We start from the raw sequence: 26,137 nt of genomic DNA, 5'->3' as shown, positions 1-26,137 counted from the left end.
GATCAAAGTACTCGCGGGTTGAACTGACGCAAAAGAAATAGCGGATTGCTCACGCGTGGAATTTGTAGCGGTGGAATCAATCCAGCAGAAAGATCGACGCGATGAAGACGGGCTTCGACTACTTTTCCCAATCCCATTTCATGCAGCGGATCATTGGCGTTGCCGTTAAAACGTAATTGCATGTCGACGCGGCGCACTTCAATCGGATGTTCCTTCGGCGTAAAGCGAACTTCGCGTGGAAGACTGAGGCCTAGATTGCCGGTCACGTTGCGATGCGGCAGTCCGAGAATCGGTGGCGCGTCGTGCAATACCTCGCCGAGCTTTGCTTCCATCTCGATCAAGCTGCTGCCGCGACGTGATGCTTTTGCAACGATGCGCCGACCATTGTCATCCCATGCTATTTCGCCAAGCTTCTTGGGATAACCCAACAACTCGCGGCCGATGATCATGGCGCGGTCGTCGTCGAGGATCATCCAAGGACAGAAGATGCCGTAGCCGCGACCCGCTTTCACATGCACGAATAAACCGGCTTCGTGATACGCGTCGGTATAAACATTTTCAGGAAAGTAAGCGCAGAACAAATCTGCGCGAGCAGGCGTGGCCAATTTAATACCGCTTGGCAGCCAACGCGTCATCGCCTTCTCATCCACCTCAACAACAGCGGTCAGATACTGCGCGTTGCGATAAAGCTTGCCGCCTAAGCTGGCCAATGCCCAAGGCGTACGCAAATCTGAGAGCAGTTTATTGAACATTAGGCGAGCCTCGAGAAAACCTGCTTGAGCACGGGCAGCAAAATGCTGCGCGGGGTGTAGCGGCCGCCAACGGTCTGCGCTTGCGCGACAAAACCTGGAATGACAATTCGTTTGTTGCGCGCCATGCCATCAATGCCTGCATGCGCTACTGATGAAGCGCTGACCCACAGCGGCCCCAGACGATCAAGCTTGGAGACGCCTGCGACTTCGGTAAATGCGGTGCGTGTTGGGCCGGGTGCCAGCAAGGTGCAGGAGACGCCGGTGCCGTGCAGTTCACTGTGCAGTGCTTCTGCAAATGAATTGGCGAAAGCCTTGCTAGCTGCGTACGTCGCGTTGGCAGGCGTGGGTTGATGGCCCGAGGTTGAACCCACGATCAGAATCGCACCGGTCTTGCGCTGGATCATTCCGGGCAATACAGCGAGTGTCAGATCCTGCACGGCGACGGCATTGAGTTCTAACTCCTCACGCTCACGCTCGGCATCAAGATTCGCAAGCTTGCCGAAAGTTGCGAAACCAGCGTTATTGCAGAGGATAGAAATATCCGCGGCTGCCAATTCATCGCGAAACTGCTTGCGTGCTTTTCGATCTGCAAGATCGCAGGGCCGCAAGTCCACCGTCACTTTGTAGCTGTCGCGCAACTCAGCAGCGAGCGCTTCCAGCTTTGCGATGCGACGGGCGACAAGAATCAGCGAATGACCGCGCTCGGCGAGCTGACGTGCGAGTTGTTCACCGATGCCACTGGAGGCGCCAGTGATGACGGCGCGGGATTCGGAACTAGGCTGCGGAAGGCTCATGGTGCTTTTCTCTGGAGTGCTTTGACGGCGCTCAGTGTCCGTCCGCTAGCACTTCATACGTGATGCGATCAGCGGCCAATTCGCTTAACATAAATGGCCAACACGAACGTCGAGCTCGTCATTTCCAGCAAAGATCCCCACGGTCTGAACCGCCCTAGCCTGCCGGTGGCCTATCCGCTGTTGCTGCTGGAAATGCTCAGCGAGCGCGGTCATTCAACAGAGCAAGTGGCGAGTGATAGCGGTATCGCGGCCCATGTTCTGGCCAAGCCTGAAGGCCGCATCTCGTTGACGCAGTGGACACGACTTGCCCTTCACGCGATCCGCCTCAGTGGCGAACAAGGTCTTGGTATCGAGTACGGACTTCGCCTGAAACCTTCAGCGCATGGCTTTCTTGGCTATGCGGCGATGACAGCACCGACGCTGCGCCAAGCCATCACATTAGCGACGCAGTATTTCCGCATGCGTTTGCAGTCTTATCACTTACATCTTGCTGAAGACGGTGAGAGAGCCGTGCTGGAAATTTCGCAGGCTCATCCCATTCCCGTGCTGCGTAGCTTCTTCTTTGAATGCTTGCTCGTGAGCATGAAGCAGCTACCAGCGTCATTCATTGGCGAAAAAGCTGAGGAAGTTGAACTCTGGTTCGATTGGCCAGAGCCAGCGTACTTCGCACGCTATCGTGATCGCCTGCCCCCTACACGATTTTCGCAGCCCGCAAATCAATTACGTTTTCCGCGTCGCTATCTTGAGCGTCAACCGATGCTCGCTGACGACAGCGCGCACGGCCAAGCGATCGCGCAAGTAGCGCGTGAGTATGCCTCCGTCAGAAGCGAAGACGAGAATCTCGTGCCAAAGGTGCGCGCTGCATTGATGCTCGGCGATACGAGTTACCCGTCACTTGATGAGTTGGCAGAGCGCCTGCACATTTCCTCACGCACCTTACGGCGCAAACTTGATTTGCAGGGAGCGAGCTATCAAGCACTGCTCGATGAGGCTCGTCAACGCGATGCGCGACAGTTGCTTGAATCATCAGCACTCGACATCCAAACCATTTCATCGCGCCTAGGGTTTCTAAATCCACCTAGCTTCACGCGCGCTTTTCGAAAATGGACCGGCGAATCACCGAGCCAATATCGGCTGCGATGCTTGAACGTTAAAAACTGAGTGAAATTCCCTCGCCCATAAAAAAAGCCCACAGTGAGAACTGTGGGCCTAGAAAGAGCGGAAGCTTGGGGAACCTTCCTCGAGATCAGGGAGTAATCTCGTGAAACCTAATCTACAGACTCAAATTCGCAGCAACTGAAAATATTGCGAGTCTCCACGAAAGCCGAGGAGATTCACTTTGCTTCAATAAACACCCATGTAGTCGCGCTTGCCGATGGGCATGCCGTTGTGACGCAGGATGGAGTAGGCCGTGCTGACGTGAAAAAAGAACTGAGGTAGCCCGTAGTTGGCCAGATACGCTTGGCCGCTCAACTTCTTTTCCTTTGGCGTGCCGGGCCGAAGCACAACCTCAATACCTTCCTTACCTTCAAACTGCGCCGAGGTCACGCTATCCAGAAAAGCGATGGTTTGTGTCAGCAGAGCGTCAAGATCACCAAAGGTTTTTTGATTGCTCTCAAAGGCTGGCACATCGACACCTGCAAGCCGCGCAGCAATTCCCCGTGAGAAATCAGCCGCAATCTGCACCTGCTTAACTAGGGGAAACATGTCTGGAAATAGACGCGCTTGGAGGAGCGCATCTGGCTCTATGGCTTTCGCGGAAACATGCTCTTCTGTCTGGACAAGAATAGCTTTCAGAGCCGTCAGCATTTGTTTAAAGACGGGAACAGAGTGGGTATACATCGGATGGTTCATGCGAAGTCCTGGTGGGATTGAATCGAGGCGAGCCCTGGGTTGTGGGCTTGTGAGGCCAGACGGTTAAATGCCGTCGGCCGCGTGACGTGGTTGAGAGTATTCGCCAAAGGTTTGAGCATCTGGCCGATATAAACAGTAAGCAATTTCGATGAGCTGGGCGCGAGGATATTACCGGTGCTGTCAAAGTCATGCTGCTTGTTAAGAATTGATCAGCCTACTTATGGAGTTAATGACCGACTGACGTGGAGATTAGTCAAGCACTATCAGCCCATTTCAGCCCGTCGCAAGTGGCCGCTTTAGGGCAGCCAAATTGCGTAAATTGATTTAGCGGTCTAATCCAGCGATAGTACTTTTAGACCCACGCGAATTCAGGGCCTTGCGAATAATCTGCCCAAGAAAAACTGCCCAATTGCGGCAATTATTTATCGCCATGAGGCGGTCCCATTGTAGTTAGGGGCCATGAAGGAGATGCAGATGACTCAGCCTGAAAAGTGGCAGCTTGGCGGTAACGCTCCAGAAGTTTACGAGACTCAGTTGGTGCCCGCCCTCTTTGGCCCATGGGCACCGTTGCTGGTGGCGCAAGCGACACTGTGCGCTGGCGAGCGAGTGCTCGATGTGGCATGCGGGACAGGCGTGGTTACACGCTTGGCCGCAGAACAGGTGGGGCCGACCGGTCATGTCGTCGGTCTTGATCTCAACGCAGGCATGCTCGCGCGCGCGCGCGCCACGCCATCCCCGGCGGGTGCCGCCGTGGATTGGCAAGAAGGTGACGCTGGTGCGCTCCCGTTCGAAGCGAGCAGCTTTGACGCCGTCATCTGTCAGCTCGGGTTCCAATACTTCCCAGATCGAGCGCAGGCCGCGCGCGAGATGCTCCGTGTGCTCAAACCCACTGGACGACTTGTCGCTCTTGTGTGGCGAGGGCTCTCTCATAGTCCCGGCTTTTCGGCGCTCGCAACAGCCCTAGAGCGGAACGTGAGCACGGCAGCCGCTGCGGTCATGCGCGCGCCCTTTGTCTTTGGTGACAGTCCCGACGAGTTTCGCGGCTTGCTCGCGCAGGCAGGCTTCCGAACCGTTCGCGTCGGTGCCGACGTGCGCATGGTCCGTTTTTCGTCGCCAGCGGCCTTCGTGCAACATCAAGTGGCGGGATCACCGCTGTCGCCCCACGTCGCGGCCGTCGGCGATGCCGCGCGTGAGACCTTGCTCCGCGAGGTCACTGCCGCAATGCAGGCTCATATGAACGATGACGGATTGGCGTTTCCGATCGAAGGTCACATTGCAGTGGCTCAACCATAATCAAGGGCCGTGCATACGCCTATCTCGCACGTAGATTCCGCAGGTCTACTGAGAATGCACCCTAGCAAGGCGCTCTAGAGGGACGGCCGCTTTGTGGCAGTGAATCCAAAAGTGTGGCCGGCAGCACTTGGCACGAATCAGCCCATAGCGAACATTTTCCAAGGCAAAAATACGGCTGTAAAATTCTGATCAATTCAGTCAGCGTTTGCTTTCAATTGCAGACTCACCGTCTATGCAACATTAAGTTGTCGGACATGCTGCGGGCCGAGCTCTGACACCGATGTGCAGCCGAGCAGGTTTAGACTTCGTGCGATTTCATCGTGCAGTAGCGTCAATGCCCGATCCACCCCTGCCTCGCCTCCTGCGGCAAGACCATAAAGATACGGTCGACCAATTGAACAAGCATTGGCGCCGAGTGCCAAAGCTTTCAGTACATGCGTGCCGCGTCGAATGCCGCCATCAACGATGAGTTCCAGCTGATTGCCGATGGCATCACGAATAGGCGCAACTGTTTCGATCGGAGATGGACAACCGTCGAGCTGCCTGCCTCCATGGTTGGACAACATCGCTGCGGTTGCTCCAATCGACACTGCCAGCTTCGCATCCTCTACCGTGCTCATGCCTTTGATAACGAAAGGTCCCTGCCATTGTTCGGCGAGCCAAGCTGCATCTTCCCAAGTGACACTACGATCAAACTGACTGTTCACATATTCGATCAAGCCCATTGCTCCGTTACCGAGCGCATCAACACGATGTGCGACATTCGCTAAACGGAAATCCGGATCTCGCAATAAATTGAACAGCCATTCGAAGCTCGTGGCATAACTAAAAAAAGAACTTGGCGTAATGCGTGGCGGCATCGTCATGCCATGTCGATGGTCACGCTCGCGATTGCCTGCGACAGCGGTATCGACGGTCAGGCACAGAGCCTTGTAGCCAGCCTTTTTGCAGCGCTGCACCAACTCTCGGGTCAGCTCGCGATCTTTGAAGATGTAGATCTGGAACATCTTTGGGCCCGTCGTGGCAGCTGCTACATCTTCGAGACTAGTCGTCGCCATCGTCGACAAGCTATAGAGCAATCCGTGCTTATCTGCTGCCCTCGCTGCGCCGAGCTCTTTGTGATGATGGAACAAGCGCGACATGCCCGTCGGACTGAGAAGCAACGGCATGCGCAGATCACTGTCCAACACTCGCGTGCTCAGATCAACTCTGGAAATATCGTTCAAATACCGTGGCAGTAACTGATATTGCTCGAACGCGCTGGTGTTTCGTCGCAGCGTCCATTCGTCATCAGCACCACCGTCGATATAGTGAAACATCGGCGCAGGTAATTTTTTCTTCGCTCGAATGCGCAGGTCGTCAATGTTGTAGCAACGCTTCAGGCTCATGAATGCTTTCCTATTCTTTGTAATTTAAGCGCCTGTTACATCACCGCGGCTGAGCTGAACAATCAGCCTTCGGCGAGAGCGTCATTAAGACTCGATGCAATAGAACGAGCGCAAAGCCTCTGCTATTGCATTTGGGTAGATGGTGGAATGTGTTTCACCATCGAAGCACTGGAAGTTAACCTTCATTTCTGAATGCTGTTTCCTCACCTGCAAGGAAAGTGCTTCGGTTTCAGGAATGCCGGCAATCTGACAGAAGCGGTTCGTTTTTTCGTCACCGCCGACAGCGAAGAAAGCTTGGCGTGCCGACTTGGACAGCGCTTGCGAAGCCTGCGAATTTTGCGGCTCTCGCATCAACCATGAGCCACTCATGCCCACGCCAGGACTGATGATTGCGTAATTGCGAAACGGCGATCTTTCCTGCTTAAGCGTATAAGCGACAAAGGTTCCGCCGGCAGAATGGCCAAGGATGTCCAAGTTGTTTTCATCGACTGGTAACTGTTGCGTCAGCGTCGGCAATAGTTCGTCAAGCAAGAAGCTGTGCAGCTGTGAAGCCTTGCCGACACACTTGCGTGCGTCCTGTCCGCGAGTTGCGAACAGCGCACGGAAGATGCGACCCAGTCGGTCGTCGAAGCGATAACCATCGGGTGGCGGTGCAAACTCTTCGAAGCGGCGAAAGCCGAATTCAACGGCGCCTTCCGAGCGAGGAATGCCGATACCGATCACCATGATCTCTTCGATTTCGCCGCGTCGCGCCATGCGCGCTGCAGCTTCCGCGACGGTCGAGAATTCGATATTGGCGTCGAGCACCAACAGCGTCGGATACCGACGGGACGGATTTGCGGCAGCAGATGCGGGTAGAACCGCAAAGACTTCGAAATCACGTTCCATCTGCTGCGAGCGAATCACATACTGGCTGAGATTCTCGGGTGCGCTTGCAGTCATGGAACGCAGCGCGCTGATGAATGGCCGCAGCGCGCCAATCGTTTTACTGAGAAATGGATTGCTGAGCGGCACGATCTCGCTGCCATATTCATGACCCGTACCGAGATGTCGACGTAGTCCACTCACCAACATCGGCACGCGATTGGTGTCGTTGTTTAGGTCGCCCACGCCAAGCAGCGGCTGCAACGCAGTGGCACCAACATTGCGCAAGATCGCTTCAACAGTGCCAACCAATCCACTGAACAATGCGACTGAACCAGGCGCCACACGATACTTGTCGCGACACCAAGGCAGTAGCTGCTCGGCAATGAACGCACCGTGACGCTGGACGTCGTCGGTGGTCACGGTCGGCGTTTCAAAGCAGACGATGATGCTTTCTTCGATCTCGCGAGTCTGCGCCATCAGACGACTCATCTCGACGGCTGAACCAAATATGTCGCAGGCGTTGAGCAGCACGACAAGTGGATAGTGACGCTTGGGTTTCTCTACGTAAGACACTGGGACTGCAACGATGACGCGATACATCACATGATCATTGCTCGCCTTCAACTCGTGGCAATCGATACCAGTATGTCGTCGACAGGTCGCGTCGCGCAGGCTGATAGAAAAGCGGCTAGCCGACATCGAAGTCATGATTTCAGAATTCATAACTGAGTCGCAGGCCAACGGTGCGTGGCGTGGTCACGGTGTACTGCACGGTGGGGCCAGAGACAGATGTGATCGCGTGGCGGTCCAGCAAGTTGTCGGCGAACAGCTGTACGCGCCACTGGTCGGTGCCGGCACCGATGCTTGCTTTAAGTAGGGCGTAACTCGGCACGGTAAAGTCGCCGTAATCGATTGTGTTACCCAGCGCATCCTTTTGAGGTGCTGGTTCAAACACTGCGTACTGCGAGCCGATGAAGGACAGCGTAGCGCTGGCATCGCCGTTAAGATCGAACGGCAAATAAAAGGTCACATTCGCCGTGGTGCTGAGCGTCAACTTCGGCATGTTGGGCAGCTTGGCGCCTTTCTGCACGGTGGTGGGATCTTCAGATCGAGTCACTTTGCCGTCGTTGAATCCAGCATTGGCCAGCAGCGTAAGGTTTTCGATTGGCAACCATGCCACGGACGCTTCAGCTCCATAGGCCACCGCGTCTCCAGCATTGTCGAGATGACCGAAATTGGAAAGTGGAATACTGCCGAGCATCGCGGTTCCCACAACCGTGCCCTGAATGTCCTTCCAGTCGATGTGATAGACCGCAAGATTGCTGGTGAGTCGGCCATCCAGCCAAGTGGACTTGGTGCCGATTTCTTTGTTCAACACATAGTCGGGTCGAATGATTGCGGGGCCTGCGTCCAGCGTCGCCAAGATGTTGGATGTGCCGGAACGGAATCCGCGACTGACTGTGGCGTAAACCATGTGGTCTGCGTTGAAGTGCCATGAAGCCGAAAGCTTGGGCAAAAATCCCTTGCTGTTCATACGCTGCTTAACGTGCACGCTGACCGTTTGAGTTTCGGGATCGATGTTGTTGGGATCAGATCCGATGAGAAAGGCCTCGACGCCAGACAGATAGGAGTCGAAGTAGAAGTCGATGTCCTCGCTGAAATAACGCAAGCCGGCGGTGATTTCAAAGCGTTCAGGAATCACGTTCCACTTGAGTTCACCGTACGCAGCATATTGGGTGAAGGCCTCATCGCCAAAGCCATGCTCCTGTTCCCCCTGCAGAGGATAAAAAGCACCGAGGAGGCCGCTAAGCAGGCCGCCAGTGGGATCGATGTCAGGAATATTGTCTTCACGCTTTGTTTCATCAAAGGTCTGGCTGCGGTCGCGATAGAAAGCGCCAGCGATCCAGTCGAAGCGTTCGTCGCCATTGGACACCAATCTCAATTCTTGCGAGAACGAATTGAGATCAGTGATAACGCGAGTCGAAGCGTTGCTGAATATGTCTGGCGGTTGGCCTAGGCCCAGCGTCAGAAATTGCCCGTTGACCAGCGTCTGCAAAACCGGCGTGCGGCGGCGCATGTCTTTGTCTGTGTCGTAAAGCGCACTGACTGAGGTCAGCTCGGCAAACGGCAATGTCCAGCGTAGCGTTAGCGCATTGATGGCGAAATCAGTCTTCGCGTACTGATCTTCCACATGCGAGTTGGTCAGATCTTCCGTGTGGCCGGGTTCCACGACTGGAAACTGTTTCTTGTTGCTGTGATCTTGAAGGTGCAAGAAATCCGCTTGGAAGTTGTCGCTGACTTGCCAACGCAGCAGGCCACGAACGGAGTCTGCGTCTTCTTCGTCGGCATCCGGACGGTTGAGTGCCGTGTAGTCGACATAGCCGCCGGTCTTACGCTTGGTGCCGACGATGCGTGCACCGATGTGGTCTTCCCACAGCGGGATGTTCACAGCCAGGCGAGCGTCGTAGCTGTCGCCACCCTGTTGTGTCTGGCTGCCCATAAGCGTGCCGCGTACTGTCCATTCGTTTAACGAAGGTTCGCGAGTGATCATCTTGATGGCGCCGCCCATGGAGCCTTCGCCATACAAGGTGCCTTGCGGGCCTTTCAGCACTTCGATGCGTGACAAGTCATAGATGTTGAGATCGGGAAAAACGCCTGAGCCTTGGATCGCGACATCGTCGAGATAGACACCGGTCGTGGGCGAGCCATCGCCATAACCAAGATCTGAAGCATTGACGTTGGAGATGCCGCGCATGGCGATTCTTGCCGTGCCATTGCCAGACTTTTGCAGCGACACGCTAGGCACTTGCAGCAGGTAATCCTGCATGCCGGTGACACCTGCTTTGTCGAGCGCGCGCCCTCCGAATGCATGTGCACTGCCCGCAACGTCCTGCACATTTTCGCTGCGATACGAGGCGGTTACTTCAATGCTTTCGAGGCGGGGACCCGCTGCTGGCGCTTCCGGCGGGGGGATCGCATTTGGACGCTGTGGGAGCGGAATCACATCAAGCTCTGAAGCAACTTCAGCAGCAGAAGATTCAGGTACAACAGATTCAGTAGGAGCGGATTCAGTCGTTGAGGATTCAGCCATTGGAGATTCAACGTTGAGCACGTCCAATAGGTCCGCTGCGACCGTGGCGTTATCGGCTGGCGCTGTGCTGTTCGGCGCTGCAGTCGTGGGCTCAACCGGTGTTTCTGGTGCTGTCGTTTCCTGCGATGATCCAGTCACAGCCCAGCAGGACGTTGTCGCCACTGCTGCTGCGATCAGCAGTTTTCTTGTCCAAAGATTCATTCTCGCTCCTGCCATGCACGTGGCACGGTTATATAAACTATTTGTTTTTATAAACACTGTGTTTATAAAAATATAGCGTTTAATATACTCAGACGCAAGCCGACGCCTTTAGTCAGGACCTTTGAATGAACCAACCAGCGGGCAATCCCCGTAAAAAACCGCGCTTAAGCCGCGAGCAGCAAAAAGCCGCCCGCGTGCAAGATTTGCTGGAAGCCGCCCGCGTGATGTTTCGCGAGAAAGGCTACGACGCCGTCACCATTGATCAGGTCGCGGAATATGCCGGGTGCTCACGCATGCCGGTCTACACCCTGTTCGGCGACCGGCAGAATTTATTTTTCGAGCTGTGGCGCAGCGCCACAGCTGATCTCGAGCAGAGTCTGTTCAAGCACTTTGTGCCGGGCACCCCGCTGAGACGCAATCTCAAGCAACTGTCTGCGCTGTTGGCCGACAGCTTCAACACGGAAAAGCCAGTGGATGATTCCGAGCGCCTGTTCTTTGTCGTGCAGACGATCTCACTCAGCCGCCCAGACATCGCAGAAAAAGTGTCGGATCTGGCGCGCAAAGTCATCAAGGATGTTGCGCGGTGTATCGAGCAGAGTTCTCTGGCCCGAGGTGAAAAATTGCGTAGCGACGCCGAGACAGTTGCGTCACACCTCGTTTCGTATATCAACGGGATGGCCACCGTTCAATTTCAAACCCATGCCCGCTTCGTTAAGGCCAAGGATCTGATCCCGATCTTTGACGGAATGGTTTTTAAAGACGCATAACGAATGTACGCTGTTGGCACTAACCCGACGGCTAGAATCAGCCCTTTCCTGTCAATTGCAAGCGGCCGCTTTAGGGCATCCCAATTACGTAAATTGATTTAGCGGTCTGATCGGGTGATAGTGATTTATAGAGCCAAGCGAATTCAGCGCCTTCAGAATGACCCGATCGACAACAACTGCCGAAATGCAGCAATTAATTACCGCCATTAGGCGGCCCAATTGTAGTTAGGCAAAATGGACTTGGTCACCGCCAGCTTCAAGGTTGTAGGTATTCGTCCAAGCGGTGAGCGCATCGAAATTGAGCTGCTTATAGGCAAGCCTTTTCTCAATGAAAGCAGTCCAGTCCAACAATGGCGCTGTCCCGTGTCGTGCAAGCCTCTTTATGGTGGCGTCATAAACATGGCGGGGGCAGACGCCGTACAGGCCCTTTGCGAAGCTCTCAAAAATGGTTTCGGTCAATTGGCTAGCTTCAAGCACTATGGCGGACAATTGCTATACGACGATGGCACAGATTTCTCACTTGAGTACTACGAATTCCCTTCATCAGGGCAAAACAATGCCTAATCAGGCATCCAAGCGGACGGGCTACGCTTGCCGCTTAACTTGAGCGTTAGATATACATGGATAGCTCATCTCTAGCTAAAGCACATTCCCGAAGATTGGCTGTTGCATTCACGCTCCTTGGCCTATTCGTATTCCTTGCTATTGCGGCCATTTATCGCCAGAAAGGAATCGCTACGGCTGCTCCGCTAGCGTTGACCTTCCTAACCGTAGCCTTATATTTTCGTTGGCTAAGCAAACGCGCTGCGGCATGGCGCTCTGCAAATCCCACCTCATGGAATCAAAGTGTGCCATTCAGCGTGTTTGGAGGCCTCAAGACAACAATGCTCTTCGTCTCCCTCACCACATTTGTCATGGTAGTTAGCAGTGTTGCCCTTCATTTACTACGCATCTAACAAGACACTCCAGTTGACGCCCCCGCTTCGCGGGGCCGCGCCTGAGTTTGAGCGTTGTTTATCTTGGGAGAGCTAGCACTTGTCTGAACTCCGGGATGAACGTCTCAAGAGCATAGGCTGGAAGGATTTGCGCTACCTCACCAAGTTTGAGGTGGCGTACGAACTGACTCTTTCGGCACCTTGGCTAGCCGCCTCTTGGTTCGCTGCGGCGCATGAGTACTATCTGCTCGCACTGGGCGCATCGTTCATGTTCTTCCTAACAGGCCTGCGTCAAGTCCATAACGCGTACCACTACGCGCTCGGCTTGTCTCGTAGCGCAACCGAGTGGGTAATGTTTGCACTTAGCGTATTTATGCTTGGCTCAATGCATGCAGTGCAATTCATTCACCTGCGTCATCACCGCTACTGTATGACTGAGAATGATGTAGAGGCGATGAGCGCTCGTATGCCTTGGTGGAAAGCGATACTGATCGGCCCATTATTCCCGTTGCATATCCACAGTAAGGCCCTTGAAATAGCGGATGCTCGCTATCGTCGGTGGATTTGGGCTGAGCTTCTGGCGAATGTCGTGTTCATTCTTATAGCCTTCTTTGCTCTGGAAGCTCAATGGCTCAAATATCACGTCACAGCCATGCTGGCGGGCCAGTGTCTGACCGCATTCTTTGCTGTCTGGACCGTGCATCATGACTGTCATTCTGAAACGGCTTTTGCCCGAACTATTCGCCATAAACTGAAGGCACTTATCACCTACAACATGTTCTATCACGTCGAGCATCACCTCTTCCCAGCTGTACCGACGTGCAAACTGCCCGTTCTCGCGCGGCGCTTGGATGCGGTGGCGCCGGACCTTGCTTCAAATAAGGTGTTTTAGAAAACGCTCGACAATGCTCGCAAGCTAAACAGTAGTTGGAACGAAGAGAGCCTCAGTGTCGCGCAATAAAACCAGCAGTCGCGTCGTAAAGCGGCGCAGCTTCCGGCAATGGAAGCACTGACCATCCATGCGTCATGTTGCGACCTTGGATGTAAGTGACATCGACACCTTGTGCTCGTGCTCGCTCAACAAATTGAAGAGAGTCCACATGCAGAAGATCAGCCGTGCCGCTAAAGATTAGCGTTGGCGGAAGGTCGGAAAGATTGCCGAGAACGGGACTGACGTGCGGATCATCGAGAAGCGTGTCGCGGGCCCATTGTTTGGCCGCCCAGACGAGTGCAGGCCGCGATAGCAGCGGATCGATATCTTCAAGAGCTGCCTGCGCAGGGTTATCAGCGAGCAGATTAAGAAACGGTGAGAACAGGACAATCGATCCGGGCATTGGCTTTCCTCGTTCGCGCAACTCCATGGAAAAACCTAACGCCAACCCCCCACCTGCAGAATCACCGGTGATGGAAATTCGATTCGCGGGAAATTGCTGAATCAGCCTGTCGTAAAGCTGCGCCATCATCGCGTACGCGTCTTTCCAATCATGCTTGGGTGCAAGCGGATAATTGGGCACTATCAATTGCGCGCCTGTGCGTTCGGCGAGGCCCTTAACTAAATTCCACTGGAAGTCAGCCATCGGCCCCACATACGCGCCGCCATGAATGTAAATAATTGCGCGATCAGGTTTCGAATTTTTCGGTGACACGATGTAGTAGAGATATCCGCCGATCGACTCTGTTCGGATATCAAACTGCTTTTTTAACTTGTCACTGGGTCGCGCATCACCTTCAGCCTGTCTCTTCTGGACAAGCTCTTGGTAGCGGTCGACGTTTTGCATCGTCGACTTCACTTGCAGCATCGGCAGAACAGCAACACGAACGAGATGCGTCACCATCGATTCTCCAGACCTGAAGCTGGAGATCTTCACTGCCACAATTGCCAGCACCAGCAAGGCAATCGCACTAATCAGAATAGTGCGGCGTCGACTGCGTGGATGAACGTTCGTTTGAATCATAGTCAGGCCGTCAGCAGTGCGGGCTCAAGCGCACAAGCACATTTCTCACAAAGCAGACCCGAAGCAATGAGACGATCAGCACGAGCGATTCGAAGTGCATCTTCGCGAGAGGTTGCGCCAAGCTTCAGGTAGGTATTTTTCAAATGCCACCTGACGGTACTGGATGAGATACCCAAAACCTGAGCTGTTCCTTTCATGGAAAGTCCCTGCCCCGCCCACGCGAGAATTTGAAGTTCTCGTTCAGTTAGCGATTCCTGAAGTTGGCTCCGGATTTCAATCCTGAACTGATGAATACTCATGCGTTTATCTCAAAGGAACTGGCAATGCTGAACTTCCAATGAAACTGGTCCGATTAGTCCTGATTGACGCAGCGGTGTCGTCGGCAGATACGGCAAGCTCTTTAGTCCTGTCACGCTCGTCGCACCTGTCTGCGCATCTCCTATCAGGCGATTGACCCAAAGATTAGCGACTGAAATCTCAAGCTCGTTCTCGCCTACTTGCAGCGCTGATGTAACGTCGATTCGGAATGGCGACTTCCATGCATAGCCGACGGACTTGCCATTGACCTTCAACTCCGCAACATCGCCAACGCCTCCAAGATTGATGAAGACATGATCATTTCCCTGCGGCTTGGAGGAAATCTTGAACGACGTACGGTATGTCGCAACTCCTGAAAAATATTTGATTGCGGGATTCTGATTTTCAGACAACGAAGATAGCTGCGTCAGTTGTGCTGATGTCGGCGCGCCGCGATCCGCTTGGAATGCGACTGACCACGGCCCTTCAATGTCGATCATCTTTTTCACGGCACGCTGCGGAACCTCAAGCTGAGTTCGAGTCGCTCTGCGTTGAAAAACAACGAAGACTCCATCTTGAGGTCTCAGACTCATGCGCAGCTTGGTGACGTCGCCTTCAGTTCGATATGAGACGGGTTCTACTGCGCCTGTTTCTGCATTCCAGATTTCTGGAACTCTTCCTGACACACGGAATCCAGCATCAAACTGTTTAGCCACATCAGTCGCGTTATGAATGAAGTAAATCTCAGCCTCGCGTGACTGGCGATGCACGAACAAGATATCGGACAGAACGTCAGCATTGATTGGATCAAAATCTGGAGTCACCTGGATTTTCTTGAGTGCAGCCTCGACATCGCGCGTCGCGATGACACGACTCTGATATTTCTTGCTGCGCCAGAGTTCGGTCACCAAGCTGGAGAATTCAGACGAATCATCTGCAAGGCTTGGGCTGGAAGTTGGAGCCATTCCGACGATGGTGGCGCCGTCAGCAACTAACTTTTTCAAACGCCGCAACACGGGGACGGTCATCTTCTCGCTGCTTCCGCCCAAGTACAGCAATCGGTATTGCGCGCCACTGCGACTGACTAGCTTGCCTTTCACCACAGACAATTCATTCAAAACAATTTCAGAATTGACGAAGTCATAGGCATATCGACGCGGAGCATCCTGCACGGCCTTGTCGTGATACAGCGCAGTGAGAGGCCCTTCTTCTCCATAGAAATAAGCAACGTCCGCAATATTCTTGCCTTGCTGCAACAAGTAGCTGGAGCGAGAGATATAGGTAACCCAAGGTTTCGCTAGCCCCGCCCACGAATCCAGTCGATTGAAATCCAGACCAAAGATAGAAAGCGTAAGACCGGGGCCTTTGCTATCAATCGGCTGATGAACCGACGTGTGCAAGACGGGTCGGTTGACGCCCGCTGCGAACAAGCGATTGATCATCGGCAGCAAATCTGCGGGGCCATAGCCCCAAGGGTGTAGTGCGGTCGTTAATGATTCAGCTGCCACCAGCGGTTTGCCGTAAACATGCGCAACAGAAGCCGCACCTTTTAAATCGGCAAAAAAAGTAGGATCTGATTGGGTGCCGACAGGATGCGTCCAGAAAGCACCCATGGGGATATCAGCCGGAGCACGCATCCCCATATCATCGCCAAGCGATGGCCGTCCATTTTCTAGCGCTTCGCTGTAGTAAAAAAGCCCGCGGTCGTGTGCTGCTTCGGCAACTTTTCCGTAATGCTCGCTCGCGATCAAATCGGCCAAGGTGCGTCGAAAGTCGTAGAGAAAATGCTCACTACTGATTCGATCGCCAACAATAGTGCCTGTGAGAGCCGGCAGCCACGGAATCGGGTCATAACCTCGAAGACGCTTAAATTGCGCGATGAACGCAGGCGTCCAATTACTCGCTTTCACTTCGATACTGTCGGTCAGAACGGCACGCACGCCACGCTTGCCTATCAATTTGTCGCCGACCGCTGAACGATAGGTGTCGAAGTAGTGATTGATGTATCGACCAACCGCTGCGCCGTCGTACTTGTCGACTTCTAATCCAGTCGCTTCCTTTGTTGCAGGATGATTCGTGGTTCCCGTCAAGGAATATCCCACCCTTAGGATTCGCCATGTTCCTTCAGGCGGAGTCCAAGCGAGCGTGCCATCCGCATGAAGAAAAGATGTCACGTCGCGCACCGACGCCGTTGGTGCGCCAACATCATTCGAGCTATCTGCTCGCTCGATGGCGTAGTAGTCCGGAACAATCGCAAATCCAGCCTTCGCCTCAAATCTGTCGATCCTGGACTCTGAGGACAATCGGAGTTCAGTCACAAGCGCAGATGGTTTCAGCGGCCCAAAAAAGTTCTTCAGGCTGATTGAAGAGCCTTCTGCCGGTATAGCGAATTTTGGAATCACTGGCGCGACGTGTGTCAGCAATACGCGGAAGCGTTTCGCCGTCACCGGATCAAAGCTTGCTGTCGATGGAACGCCCGTCAACGGCACATCGGTCACACGTTGCCAGCCAGTGCCTTCTTCCACTTCTAAACTGGCTTGGTATTTCGATCCAAATAACGCGGTCACGCCGGGAACGAAAACCGTGATTGAACGAATCGTTTGAGAAGTTGGGTACTCAATGGACACCCAACCCGGTTTCTTTTCGTCGCCAACCGGCACTTCAATTCCAGTGTCGTAGCTGTCATCGACAATGGATGCCGATGCCACTTCCACTCCATCGGATAGTGAAATCTTTGGAGTAGGCAGTGACTTTGTTTGCTCAATCGGAAAAGCCAGCACTGCAATATCGGAATAGAAGCGTGGCAGAACGGGCTTCTCGACTGCGCGGTAGGCTGCCGCCGGATTTGCTGATGGAGGCAGCGCCTGGAAAGGTCCTGCTACATCAGAAGGCGTCGGTAATGGCTGCGCTAAAGCTTGTCCGCCAGCAACATCAATGCTGGTCCACACCAGCTTCTTCATCGCATCTTGCGGTGGAACCCATGGCCCTCCTGTTTCACTCCAACCAGGAGAGGCGGCAATCCCGAATTCCATACCGAGCTGATCGGCCAAACCAACCGCATACGAAAATGCCTCATCCCACTCTGGCGACATGTAGATCAGTCGCTTGTCTACAACCTGCGGAGTTGAAAGAGACGCATCAAAATTATGCACGCCGCCGATTCCGACTCTCTGCATCCACTCGAAGTCTTTACGGATTCCTTCTTTGGTGACATTGCCATTCATCCAGTGCCACCACACTCTTGGGCGAGCAGCATTCGGAGGATTGACGAATCCCGCGTACAAAGGATCAACGGATTTCAGCGTCGGATTCGCAGCTTCTGCATGTGAGGAGCATGGCAATGTCGTAGCCATTGCACAGCCCACCAGCGCGAAACCAAGCGAGCGGAGAATCCTCACAGATCAAGGCCCAATCGAATGGTGAAAGTACGTGGCTGGTTCAAAACGTACTGATTTATTTTTGTGATCTGATTGAGTGCCGTGCTAATCGATCCAGTCACCGGAACTGTCTCGTTGAGTATGTTGACGATATTGAAATTCAGACGCAGGCGACTCGTCTCAGATCCACCCATCAAAGAGAGTCCCGCATTGAGCGTTCCGAAATCATTGATAGGAATGTCGTGCGTGACGTTGCTAAATCCTTTGCCGATGTAGTTGTAACCCACATCAACGCCCGCCAGTACAAACCACAGCGGCTTCATGTATCGGATGGAAGCATTGTATTGGCTTCGCGCTGCGCCAGGCATTTGCGCGCCAGACTTGACCTCCACACCACCCACTGCGGTAAACGGCGCAGTGATATACGCATCAGTAAGGCCGCCTGACGCTGAAACAGTCAGACCGTCGACAGGCGGATTCCACAGGAAATTAGCCTCAAAGCCTTTACTAACTGCAGACGAAACATTGACGTAGTAGTTCAGCGGAATACCCTGCGTCGCCTGCTGAATAATCGGGTCTTTGTACTTGATATAGAAGCCGGTGATATCTGCTTGCAGCGTTTGATCTAGCCAGCTGGTTCGCAGTCCCAATTCGTAATTCCACAGCGAATCGGATTTATAAGTTGCAGGAACGCCGTTGGTAGCCGTTGATGGAACCTGCTGAAGGCCGCCGAATCGAAAACCTTTGCTGGCTAATCCATACAGCGAGATATCTTCGCTGAAGCGATAGGTCGCAGAGAATTTCGGATTGATTCCATGCTCCGCGATTCGACTCGTCAGATCCACCGGCATTAGATTGTTCGACGCCAGCACCAGAACGCCTGTCCCGACGAATCCTCCCGACACGGAAGTCGAATAGAAGCGCGCACCCGCTGATAAATCGAGGTCGTCCCACAATGTGTAAGTGAGATCGGTAAAGAACGCGCGCTCCTGCGATTTTGCCTTGTTCACAGCGTAGAGCAGTGAAGTGGTCTGCGTGGTGAAGTCAACGATACTTCCAAGAACACCCGGCAAGGAGTTCAACAGGTCATTGGCGGAAATATTCTGGTGAAGAACCGTATCTCCGAGCATGTTGAAGTCGAGTTTGTAGTTGTAGAAGTATCCGCCGACCAGCCACTTGAATGGCCCATCTCCCGTCGATTGCAGTCTCAACTCCTGAGAGAACGCACGAGAATCGTCGTTGACTGCAAGGAATAACCCCAGTTCTTGCGGATAGCCCTGCGGTGGAGAACCCGTGATGATCGGGGTTAAGTCATTCGAGACGAAAAGATCCTTGCTGATGAAAGAGGACAGTGACACCACTCGCATGGAATCAAAGTTGTAATTCACTTCAAATGAATCCAAACCAAACTTGTTCTTCAAGGGTTGGTCCAGAATAAATTTATCGCTCTCACGCGGGCCATTCGGTGAGTCTGCAGACGAGGTTGCATTCGGTGCCGAAAAGTTTTGAGTGAGATGTGTCAGCTTGAATTTCCAATCTTCAGACGGAGTCCACAACAAGATTGCGCGGATTTGATCGCCCTCTCCCTCGTCCACTCCCCGCTCTGGCGGATTGGTTCGCGTATTGGCGTATAGGCCTGGGGTGTTGCGCTTGATATAGGCAAACCTGAGTGCCAGTCCATCATCCTTGAGGATGGGCACGTTGATCGCGGCACCATTCGTAAATGCGCTCGTGCCTTGATCAGGGCTCGTGTACAAAGAGAAGCCTCGGAATTGCCATTCACCAACGACGGGATCCTGAAGCTCATAACGAACTGCACCAGACAGCGCTGCGCCACCAAACAACGTTCCCTGCGGTCCTTTCAGTACCTGCACACCGGACAAATCGAAAGCACTTAAATCAGGCGTAATACCGTTGATGTAAGGATCAGTAAAAGCTGTATCGCCAATGAAAATACCGACAGTAGCCGGGTTGGTAGAAGTTGGATTCGTGTCCGTGCTGATACCGCGCATTGAAATGCGGGTGAATCCAGAACCCTGCTGTGAAGCAACAACGCCGGGCGACTGCTGAATGAAGTCGTTTAGATTCAACTTGCCTTGGTTCTCCAAGTCCGCGCCGGAGAACGCTGAGATTGATGCAGGAATATCGCGAATCGATTCTTCTCGCTTGGTTGCAGTGACAACGATTTCTTCAATCTGTCGTGAGTTGCCTACTGGCGCATCAGCGACCGAGGCTCCTGCCTGTTCGCTGACAACCGGGATATTGGGCAGATCAACGACAGCCGCGTTGTCATTGCTTGGCAGCACGTCAGCTGATGGCTGGGCAATGGTATCTTCGGGCGCGCTTGTGTCACCGGAATTGATGATGTCATTCAGAAGTCCGTCATCAAAAGATTGAGCTGGCGCTGGTGACGCGTTTTGCTCCGCCTGCTGATTGTCTTGTGCACTCACCTGAAACGTAGTCAGCGCCAGAACCAAACAATATCCTACGACAGATAAACCCCTACTACCCACAATGATTCTCGTGATCTTGCTCATGGTTCCAGCGTTCTCCTAATTTTTTAAATTGCCCACGCACTTCTTTCAGCGCACGGACAAATCGACTTCTTGATCGGTAGCGTTGAATACGAATTTTTTGGTCTTACCTTCCGACGGGCTCCACGCATCCCACGTTGCCGTGAGCTCTGGATTATTCGGATCGCCAGATCGGACAAATGCGCCGATCGTTCGCATCATGATTTTGGACAAGGCTTCTCTGCCTGCGCTGTTGCGCTTGGAGAAATCCATTGAGAAGAAGTTGTTTGAGAAATTCCCAAAGACGAACGCCAGATCGATGGCGTGTCCTGCGCCATACAAGGTTCTCCAAGGTTCTGGGCCTTGGTTCCAATCAAATCTGTAGGCGAATACTTTGGGCTCGTGCCGAGCCATTGTGGTAATGGCGGCGTTCGCCTGATGCTCTGCGGCTTTAAGAATCAGCCATGCATAGGCGTCGTAAAATCCGGAGCCCAAAGCTGGCAACAGATATGGCGTGACCAAATCTTTCAGCTTCAACGTCGGCGCGGCATCAGAATCCGTTTTCAACATCAGGGTGAATCGCTCAGCGTCAGAGACTTTCATGACGTTCGCTGTGAATAGCTTTGCTTCATCTCGGGTCATGCCGACAATTGTTGGAACGCGGTTGAACTGCCCCTTTTCGAAGACATCATTGAGGTCGGCAGGAATAACGGCGCCATCGCCAAAACACGTCGGCACTCGACGCAAAGCAGGATCTTGGCCTTGAGCAGTAAGCAGTTGAGCTGTTGTTTTTGATTTCAGGTAAGCCTTGAGTTCGGAAGCATTCTTATTTTCCAAATACTCTTTAGCTGCGTCTTTCGACTTAGCTAAGCCGTCATCCATTACCAACTGCGTAGCGAACTTTCTTGAGAATTCATAGCCCTTCTCTCTCGGCGTGGAGACGATGATTCCACTGAGGATGATTGCTTTCTGAAAGAGACCCGCGCCAAGCGGAGAGCCCATCACGCTATATACGTTGATGGCGCCTGCTGATTGGCCCATCAGAGTTACGTTAGCTGGATCACCGCCAAAAGCAGCTGCGTTTGATTGAATAAATCGAAGCGCCAGAAGGATGTCTAAGGTTCCAAAATTTCCAGAGCTACTCTTGGCGTCGTCGCTCTGAAAAGCCGGATGTGTCATCCATCCGAAAATACCCAGACGATAATTGACGGTGACGACAACAGAGCCTGTTGCGGCCGCGAGCTTCTCACCTTCGTAAACAGGATCGCCGGAATAGCCAGCGATATTGCTGCCACCATGTACAAACACGATGACGGGCAATCGACTTGCAGAATGATTGGGTTTCCAAACATTCAGCGTCAGGCAATCTTCACTGCCGACAGGTTTGTCGAAAGCTTCAACGTTTGATGCACCCCAGACTTTTCCATCTGGCGGAGGCCCGTAAATTGAACCGAGTTGCGCGCACGGGGAGCCGAATACATCGGCACTTCGCACATCAGTCCAAGGCTGGTGCGGTTCTGGTGCTTTCCAACGGAGATCGCCGATTGGTGGCTTGGCATAGGGAATTCCCAACCACCGAATTCCAGAGCCTCCAGTTGCTTGTGTTCCGCGTAAAGGTCCAAGTGTGGTGCGCGCGGTCAATAACGAGGCGTCAGCGGCAGAAGCGCTAAGCTCGTTCGCAAACGAAGAACTGGCAAGCACGATATTCATGGCGACGAATACGGCAGCTTTGGTGAGTGACTGAATACGCGACACCGCTTACACCGCCGGACCTGCCGCTATGGCGGCAACTCTCAGCAAACCAGCTGCCGCGACGCACAGGCCTGTCTTTGTAATAACGGCGTTAACCATTCCAGTCTCCCAGTTCTCGATTTGGGAGTTAAGCACCCAATGGCAAAGGGGTCTTTTGGAGGCGAAGCTACTTTCTTTGCGATCCTGATGGCATTACGGCCGCTAGCCACTCAGCGACATCTACTGCACCGATACGATGCGTCCCTGTCGTGGGGAGATTCCAAACTCTTTTCGGAACGCAGTGGCGAAATTTGCTGGGTGCTCGTAGCCAACCATGAGGGCAATGTCGGTGATTGTGTAGTTGGGCGAGCGAAGCAATTCGCGTGCACGATTCAGACGCACGTTGCGAAGGTATTCGTAAACCGGCACGCCGTAACGCTCACGGAACAAGCGAGACAGCTTGGATTCATTGGTGCCGACTGCATGCGCAAGTTCAGTCACGGTCAGCGGCTGGGCGAACTGTTGATGAATGCGTTCCCGCACCGATTCCAATTGCGCGATCACGCGAGAAGGCAGTGTGTCTGGTGTTTCTGATGCACCCAAGCTTTGGAACATATCGCAGAGAAGCTCCACAATCTTCGCTTGAAAGTACGCGCGTCTAATTACACCGGTGTGCGTTGAGACCAAAAGCGCACGAGATGCGGCGACCATCGATGGTGTCATCGGCAGCGAACCGCAGTAGAAGTTCATACTTTTGTCGGCCAGGAACTGACGAATCTGACGTGGCAAATCACGGCAGTCGCCTTCGAAATAGCGACTCAGAAATTCGGCGTCGCAGCCCAGCATGATTGTTGAAGTCACGCCCGGTTGAACAAGGCAATCCTTCTCAACGTCGCTGCCATCGAGAACAATCGCTGCCTCGTAGGGCGCCAACTCGAGGAGATGTTTACTCCCGAAACGGAATGATGCGTGACCTTCTAGACGAAACTGGATTTTGAGACAGTCGTGACCGTTCACGCGTAACGCGCCTTCGCGGTTGAGTTCGTAGCGCTCAGAAAGTGCGAAGACGTGATCCTCTGGCCGATACATCATGGCCTGGCCGGAACCCAGTTCCGCCGGTATTCGAAGTACTTCTTGAACCAACTGACCGTCCACTGGCCGCCTCGTTACTCAACTATCCTTCGATCCAGTGGAGCAGCTTTACCCCCTTCGGTCAATAGCCGAAGAGCCTGCACCGGAGCCTGCGCCTTTATGATCAACGCATCGTCACCAATCTATCCCATATACCAAGAAACCACGCGGTTTCTAGGCGTCCAAATCGACACGCAAAGGTGTTCGTCAGGAAAGGAAAGGAAGGCTCAATTGCCCACATGCTCAAATTGACCATCAACCGATATAACGTGAAATCTTGGCCGCCATTTGTTGGGCCAAGCCTGCCAATAATGGTTGCCGCGCAGATGCACTCGAAATTCAAATTAAAAGCAGACCATGACTCAATCGAACGAACTTGTTTCTGACTACGTGATCGTTGGTGGCGGCAGCGCAGGCGCAGCACTAGCCTATCGCTTGTCAGAGAATCCGGCGGTGAGCGTAACGCTGCTTGAAGCAGGCGGCAGCTATCGCAAGTTTTTTTTTACGGTGCCGCTTGGCGGTGCCCTCGCCTACGACAATCCCCGCTACAACTGGGGTGAGTGGGCCGAGCCAGACGCCACACGTGGAGGACAGCGCGACTACTGGCCACGCGGCAAGGTACTCGGCGGCAGTTCATCAATTAACGGTCAGATTTTTGTTCGCGGCAATCGCGAGGATTACGACCGCTGGCGTTTAGCGGGTAATCCGGGTTGGGGCTGGGACGATGTACTTCCGTATTTCAAAAAGCTGGAGACCAGCCTCGCCTTCGGCGGTGAATACCACGGTAAGGACGGGCCTGTGCATGTATCGCCAGTGTGTAGCCCTCATCCATTAGCTGAGACATTTGTGCAGGCGGCGATACAGGCTGGAGTTCCCGCAAATCCCGACCTCAACGGCGCACGCCAAGAAGGCGTTGCACAGAACCAAGTGTCGCAATTCAACGGACGTCGAGACAGCACCGCATGGGCGTATCTTGATCGCGCACGCCAACGACCGAACTTGAATATCGTCACTGGCGCAATGGCCACGCGCGTTCTATTCGAAGGACTGCGTGCTGTTGGCGTTGAGTTCCGCCGTGGTAGCGCATTGTCGACGGCGCGCGCGCGACGCGAAGTCATTTTGTCTGCAAGCGCTGTCGGCTCAGCAAAGCTGCTCATGCTCTCAGGTATCGGCCCCGAAGCACATTTGAAAGATTTGGGAATTCCGGTTTTGCTCAACCGCCCGGGCGTTGGCAGCAACTTGCAAGATCATTGCGGCCCTTGGATGACGTGGGAGATGCGACAGCCCACCATGAACAATCAATACAACCCGTTCTCGCTCGCAAAAGCGTTGCTGAGATGGTGGCGTTCTAAAGACGGCCTCATGACGATGCCGGGCTGCGAGTCGATTGCATTCGTTAAATCTCAACCGGACCTGAAAGAAGCTGACGCGCAAATTCACTTTACGCCGGTTGGCTTGGAGCACCAGGGAAGCAAGCACCAGATTTACAAGTTTGCATCAGTCTCTCTAATTCCTAATCTGGGAAATCCCATTGGGCGCGGCGATGTGCGACTGCGCTCTGCAGATCCAGCAGATGCTCCGTTGATTCGTCCGGCCTTAATGGATGAGCGTGATCTACCAGCGTTTGTTGGATTGATCCATTTATGCAGAAAGATCATGGAGAGCACGCCTATGCGCGAGCAGGTCGTGCGCGAAGTGAGCCCTGGCCCGGCTGTATCGACTGAAGCAGAAATCGTCGCTTATCTGAAAGCGAAGTCTCTCCCGCATTACCATCCGGTAGGTACATGCAAAATGGGAGACGATCCCGCTGCAGTTGTTGATGCCAGATGCCGAGTACACGGCGTTAACGGCCTGCGCGTGGTGGACGCATCGATTGCGCCTACGTTGGTGAACGCCAACACAAACGCGATGGCCATCATGATTGGTGAACGCGCGGCTGATCTGATCAAAGCTGATGCTGCCCTCTAAGATTGCCCATACCGATCAGTGAGCCATTGATGACGCGGAACTTCGATTCGTCTTACCTCCAATCCGGGCGCTTTCTGTTCTCGCTCTTGCTGGTTGGCATGACCGGCATGTCGAGCACAACGATCGCTCCGATTCTGCTCGGAACATTTATCGACGGGCTTGGCATCAGCGAACAGCAGGCGGGCTACGTTTTCGCCATGGAGCAAGCCGCGTACATGGTTGGGCTACTGTGGTTCTCACTACATGGCCACGTGTTCAAACGAGACCAAGTTGCCACCATTGCAATGTGGACCGTTCTTCTCAGCTGCGCGCTGACCACTCTGGCGAGTTCGTATCCGCAATTAGCGGCGGCGCGAATACTGGCCGGGCTTGGTATCGGCGTCACGCTTGCAGTGCTCTATAGCGCACTGGCCGCGCGACCCAATCCGCAACGTGATTACTCAATCGCGGGTGTGAGCCTGCTGTTGTATGCAGCTGCGCTTCTGATGTTGTCCGGTGTGGTCGCGCGCGACTTCGGTTCTTCAGGCTTGATGGCGCTTTCCGCCGTGTTAGCAGCCGCAGGCCTTTTGAGTGCGCGACGATTGCCAAGTCGCATGCCACCGCAAACGGATGCAAGCAGCGGAAAAATACAGCCAAGCGCAAGCGGAAATATCGGTGCACTAATCCGATTGGGTTTAACGATGTTGTTCGTTTACGCCGGACACGCAGCGCTGTGGACTTATCAAGAGCGCATCGGCTTGCACGTGGGCCTTGATCAGCAGAGCGTGGCGCTGCTTCTTGGCATCTCAGTATTAGGCGGCGCTGCAGGTGCTGCGCTGGCATTGCTGTGGGGGCAACGTTCTGGTTTATTAATTCCACAGGCGGTGAGCTATTTGATCGTCATCAGTTCAGCGCTGCTATTGGCACACGGAAATTCTGTCGCGACATTTGCAGCCGGAGCCGTGCTGATCAAGATTGGTTGGTTCTTGGGGCTGCCTTATTTGCAAGGCGCTATCGCAACGCTCGATTCGTCGGGTCGCTGGAATAGCGCAGGCGGAGCACTGCAAGCTGGCGGCGCCGCACTAGGCCCTGCGATGGCTGCAACAGTTGTCTCCGGCGGCTATAGCTATGTCGCTTGGGTCAGCGTGTCTTGTTATCTCATTTGCTTGCTACTTTCAGTGGGCATTCTTGTGCAGATGGATCGCCGAGCTCGAAAGTCAGCTTTGTAGACGATTCGACAATGG

The 26,137-nt window shown here is 53.8% G+C and carries 19 protein-coding genes; 7 read left to right on the top strand and 12 right to left on the bottom strand.

Annotated features, from left to right (window positions below; translation table 11 throughout):
* Positions 1-2 precede the first annotated feature (2 nt).
* Together CJD38_RS03175 and CJD38_RS03170 are read right to left on the bottom strand one after the other, a co-directional pair.
* Positions 3-752 carry an acetoacetate decarboxylase family protein gene (locus CJD38_RS03175; protein WP_107938828.1) on the bottom strand — a complete coding sequence of 250 codons (750 nt, stop codon included), beginning with the start codon at positions 750-752 and terminating at the stop codon, positions 3-5.
* On the bottom strand, positions 752-1,546 hold the full coding sequence (locus CJD38_RS03170) for an SDR family NAD(P)-dependent oxidoreductase (protein WP_107938827.1): 795 nt from the start codon (positions 1,544-1,546) through the stop codon (positions 752-754). Before CJD38_RS03170 ends, CJD38_RS03175 begins: the two co-directional genes overlap by 1 nt.
* 93 nt (positions 1,547-1,639) lie before the next feature.
* Here CJD38_RS03170 and CJD38_RS03165 point away from each other — a divergent pair, with 93 nt between their 5' ends.
* On the top strand, positions 1,640-2,707 hold the full coding sequence (locus tag CJD38_RS03165) for an AraC family transcriptional regulator (protein WP_107938826.1): 1,068 nt from the start codon (positions 1,640-1,642) through the stop codon (positions 2,705-2,707).
* A gap of 183 nt (positions 2,708-2,890) precedes the next feature.
* Here the strand turns inward: CJD38_RS03165 and CJD38_RS03160 are convergent, their stop codons facing one another.
* On the bottom strand, positions 2,891-3,400 hold the full coding sequence (locus CJD38_RS03160) for a DUF1993 domain-containing protein (RefSeq protein ID WP_107938825.1): 510 nt from the start codon (positions 3,398-3,400) through the stop codon (positions 2,891-2,893).
* Positions 3,401-3,874: 474 nt separating this feature from the next.
* On the opposite strand from CJD38_RS03160, the gene CJD38_RS03155 reads away from it, so the two are divergent.
* Positions 3,875-4,693, top strand: coding sequence for a class I SAM-dependent methyltransferase (locus CJD38_RS03155; RefSeq protein WP_107939016.1), 819 nt, complete (start codon positions 3,875-3,877; stop codon positions 4,691-4,693).
* Between the two features lie 230 nt (positions 4,694-4,923).
* Here the strand turns inward: CJD38_RS03155 and CJD38_RS03150 are convergent, their stop codons facing one another.
* The 3 genes from CJD38_RS03150 to CJD38_RS03140 all read right to left on the bottom strand — a co-directional run bounded on the left by CJD38_RS03150 (position 4,924) and on the right by CJD38_RS03140 (position 10,240).
* Entirely contained in the window at positions 4,924-6,081 is a 1,158-nt protein-coding gene (locus CJD38_RS03150) for an alpha-hydroxy acid oxidase (protein WP_107938824.1), read from the bottom strand.
* An 84-nt stretch (positions 6,082-6,165) separates the two neighbouring features.
* Positions 6,166-7,671: an alpha/beta hydrolase-fold protein gene (locus tag CJD38_RS03145; RefSeq protein WP_107938823.1), complete on the bottom strand. Its 1,506-nt coding sequence runs from the start codon at positions 7,669-7,671 to the stop codon at positions 6,166-6,168.
* A complete protein-coding gene (locus CJD38_RS03140) occupies positions 7,661-10,240 on the bottom strand; it encodes a TonB-dependent receptor (protein WP_161554146.1) in 2,580 nt (859 codons plus the stop codon). The genes CJD38_RS03145 and CJD38_RS03140 overlap by 11 nt, the downstream gene beginning before the upstream one ends.
* 125 nt (positions 10,241-10,365) lie before the next feature.
* On the opposite strand from CJD38_RS03140, the gene CJD38_RS03135 reads away from it, so the two are divergent.
* From CJD38_RS03135 to CJD38_RS03120, 3 genes are all read left to right on the top strand, one after another.
* A complete protein-coding gene (locus CJD38_RS03135; protein WP_107938821.1) occupies positions 10,366-11,007 on the top strand; it encodes a TetR/AcrR family transcriptional regulator in 642 nt (213 codons plus the stop codon).
* A gap of 234 nt (positions 11,008-11,241) precedes the next feature.
* Complete coding sequence (locus CJD38_RS03130) at positions 11,242-11,571, top strand: hypothetical protein (RefSeq protein ID WP_107938820.1); 330 nt, start codon at positions 11,242-11,244, stop codon at positions 11,569-11,571.
* A gap of 471 nt (positions 11,572-12,042) precedes the next feature.
* Complete coding sequence (locus CJD38_RS03120) at positions 12,043-12,834, top strand: fatty acid desaturase family protein (RefSeq protein WP_107938818.1); 792 nt, start codon at positions 12,043-12,045, stop codon at positions 12,832-12,834.
* Between the two features lie 52 nt (positions 12,835-12,886).
* Here CJD38_RS03120 and CJD38_RS03115 read toward each other — a convergent pair whose 3' ends face one another.
* The 6 genes from CJD38_RS03115 to CJD38_RS03090 form a co-directional block, all read right to left on the bottom strand.
* A complete protein-coding gene (locus CJD38_RS03115) occupies positions 12,887-13,897 on the bottom strand; it encodes an alpha/beta hydrolase (RefSeq protein ID WP_107938817.1) in 1,011 nt (336 codons plus the stop codon).
* A gap of 2 nt (positions 13,898-13,899) precedes the next feature.
* The gene (locus CJD38_RS03110; RefSeq protein ID WP_107938816.1) at positions 13,900-14,196 is read right to left on the bottom strand and encodes a helix-turn-helix domain-containing protein; all 297 of its coding nucleotides are present in this window, start codon (positions 14,194-14,196) and stop codon (positions 13,900-13,902) included.
* A 9-nt stretch (positions 14,197-14,205) separates the two neighbouring features.
* A complete protein-coding gene (locus tag CJD38_RS03105) occupies positions 14,206-17,547 on the bottom strand; it encodes a glycosyl hydrolase (protein WP_107938815.1) in 3,342 nt (1,113 codons plus the stop codon).
* Positions 17,548-17,588: 41 nt separating this feature from the next.
* Positions 17,589-20,108 (bottom strand): TonB-dependent receptor, encoded by a 2,520-nt coding sequence (locus CJD38_RS03100; protein ID WP_107938814.1) that lies wholly within the window; start codon positions 20,106-20,108, stop codon positions 17,589-17,591.
* Positions 20,109-20,153: 45 nt separating this feature from the next.
* Positions 20,154-21,839 (bottom strand): carboxylesterase/lipase family protein, encoded by a 1,686-nt coding sequence (locus CJD38_RS03095; protein ID WP_107938813.1) that lies wholly within the window; start codon positions 21,837-21,839, stop codon positions 20,154-20,156.
* Between the two features lie 216 nt (positions 21,840-22,055).
* Positions 22,056-22,970, bottom strand: coding sequence for a helix-turn-helix transcriptional regulator (locus CJD38_RS03090; RefSeq protein ID WP_146165906.1), 915 nt, complete (start codon positions 22,968-22,970; stop codon positions 22,056-22,058).
* A gap of 333 nt (positions 22,971-23,303) precedes the next feature.
* On the opposite strand from CJD38_RS03090, the gene CJD38_RS03085 reads away from it, so the two are divergent.
* Positions 23,304-24,914, top strand: a complete 1,611-nt coding sequence (locus tag CJD38_RS03085) for a GMC family oxidoreductase (protein WP_107938811.1) — start codon at positions 23,304-23,306, stop codon at positions 24,912-24,914.
* Positions 24,915-24,943: 29 nt separating this feature from the next.
* Positions 24,944-26,122 (top strand): MFS transporter, encoded by a 1,179-nt coding sequence (locus CJD38_RS03080; protein ID WP_107938810.1) that lies wholly within the window; start codon positions 24,944-24,946, stop codon positions 26,120-26,122.
* Positions 26,123-26,137 lie beyond the last annotated feature (15 nt).

Origin of the sequence: Stenotrophobium rhamnosiphilum (assembly GCF_003052265.1) — a bacterium.
GTDB classification, from domain to species: Bacteria; Pseudomonadota; Gammaproteobacteria; order Nevskiales; family Nevskiaceae; genus Stenotrophobium; species Stenotrophobium rhamnosiphilum.
Note: the sequence above shows the minus strand (reverse complement) of the source record. Positions and strands in the feature narration are given on the sequence as shown.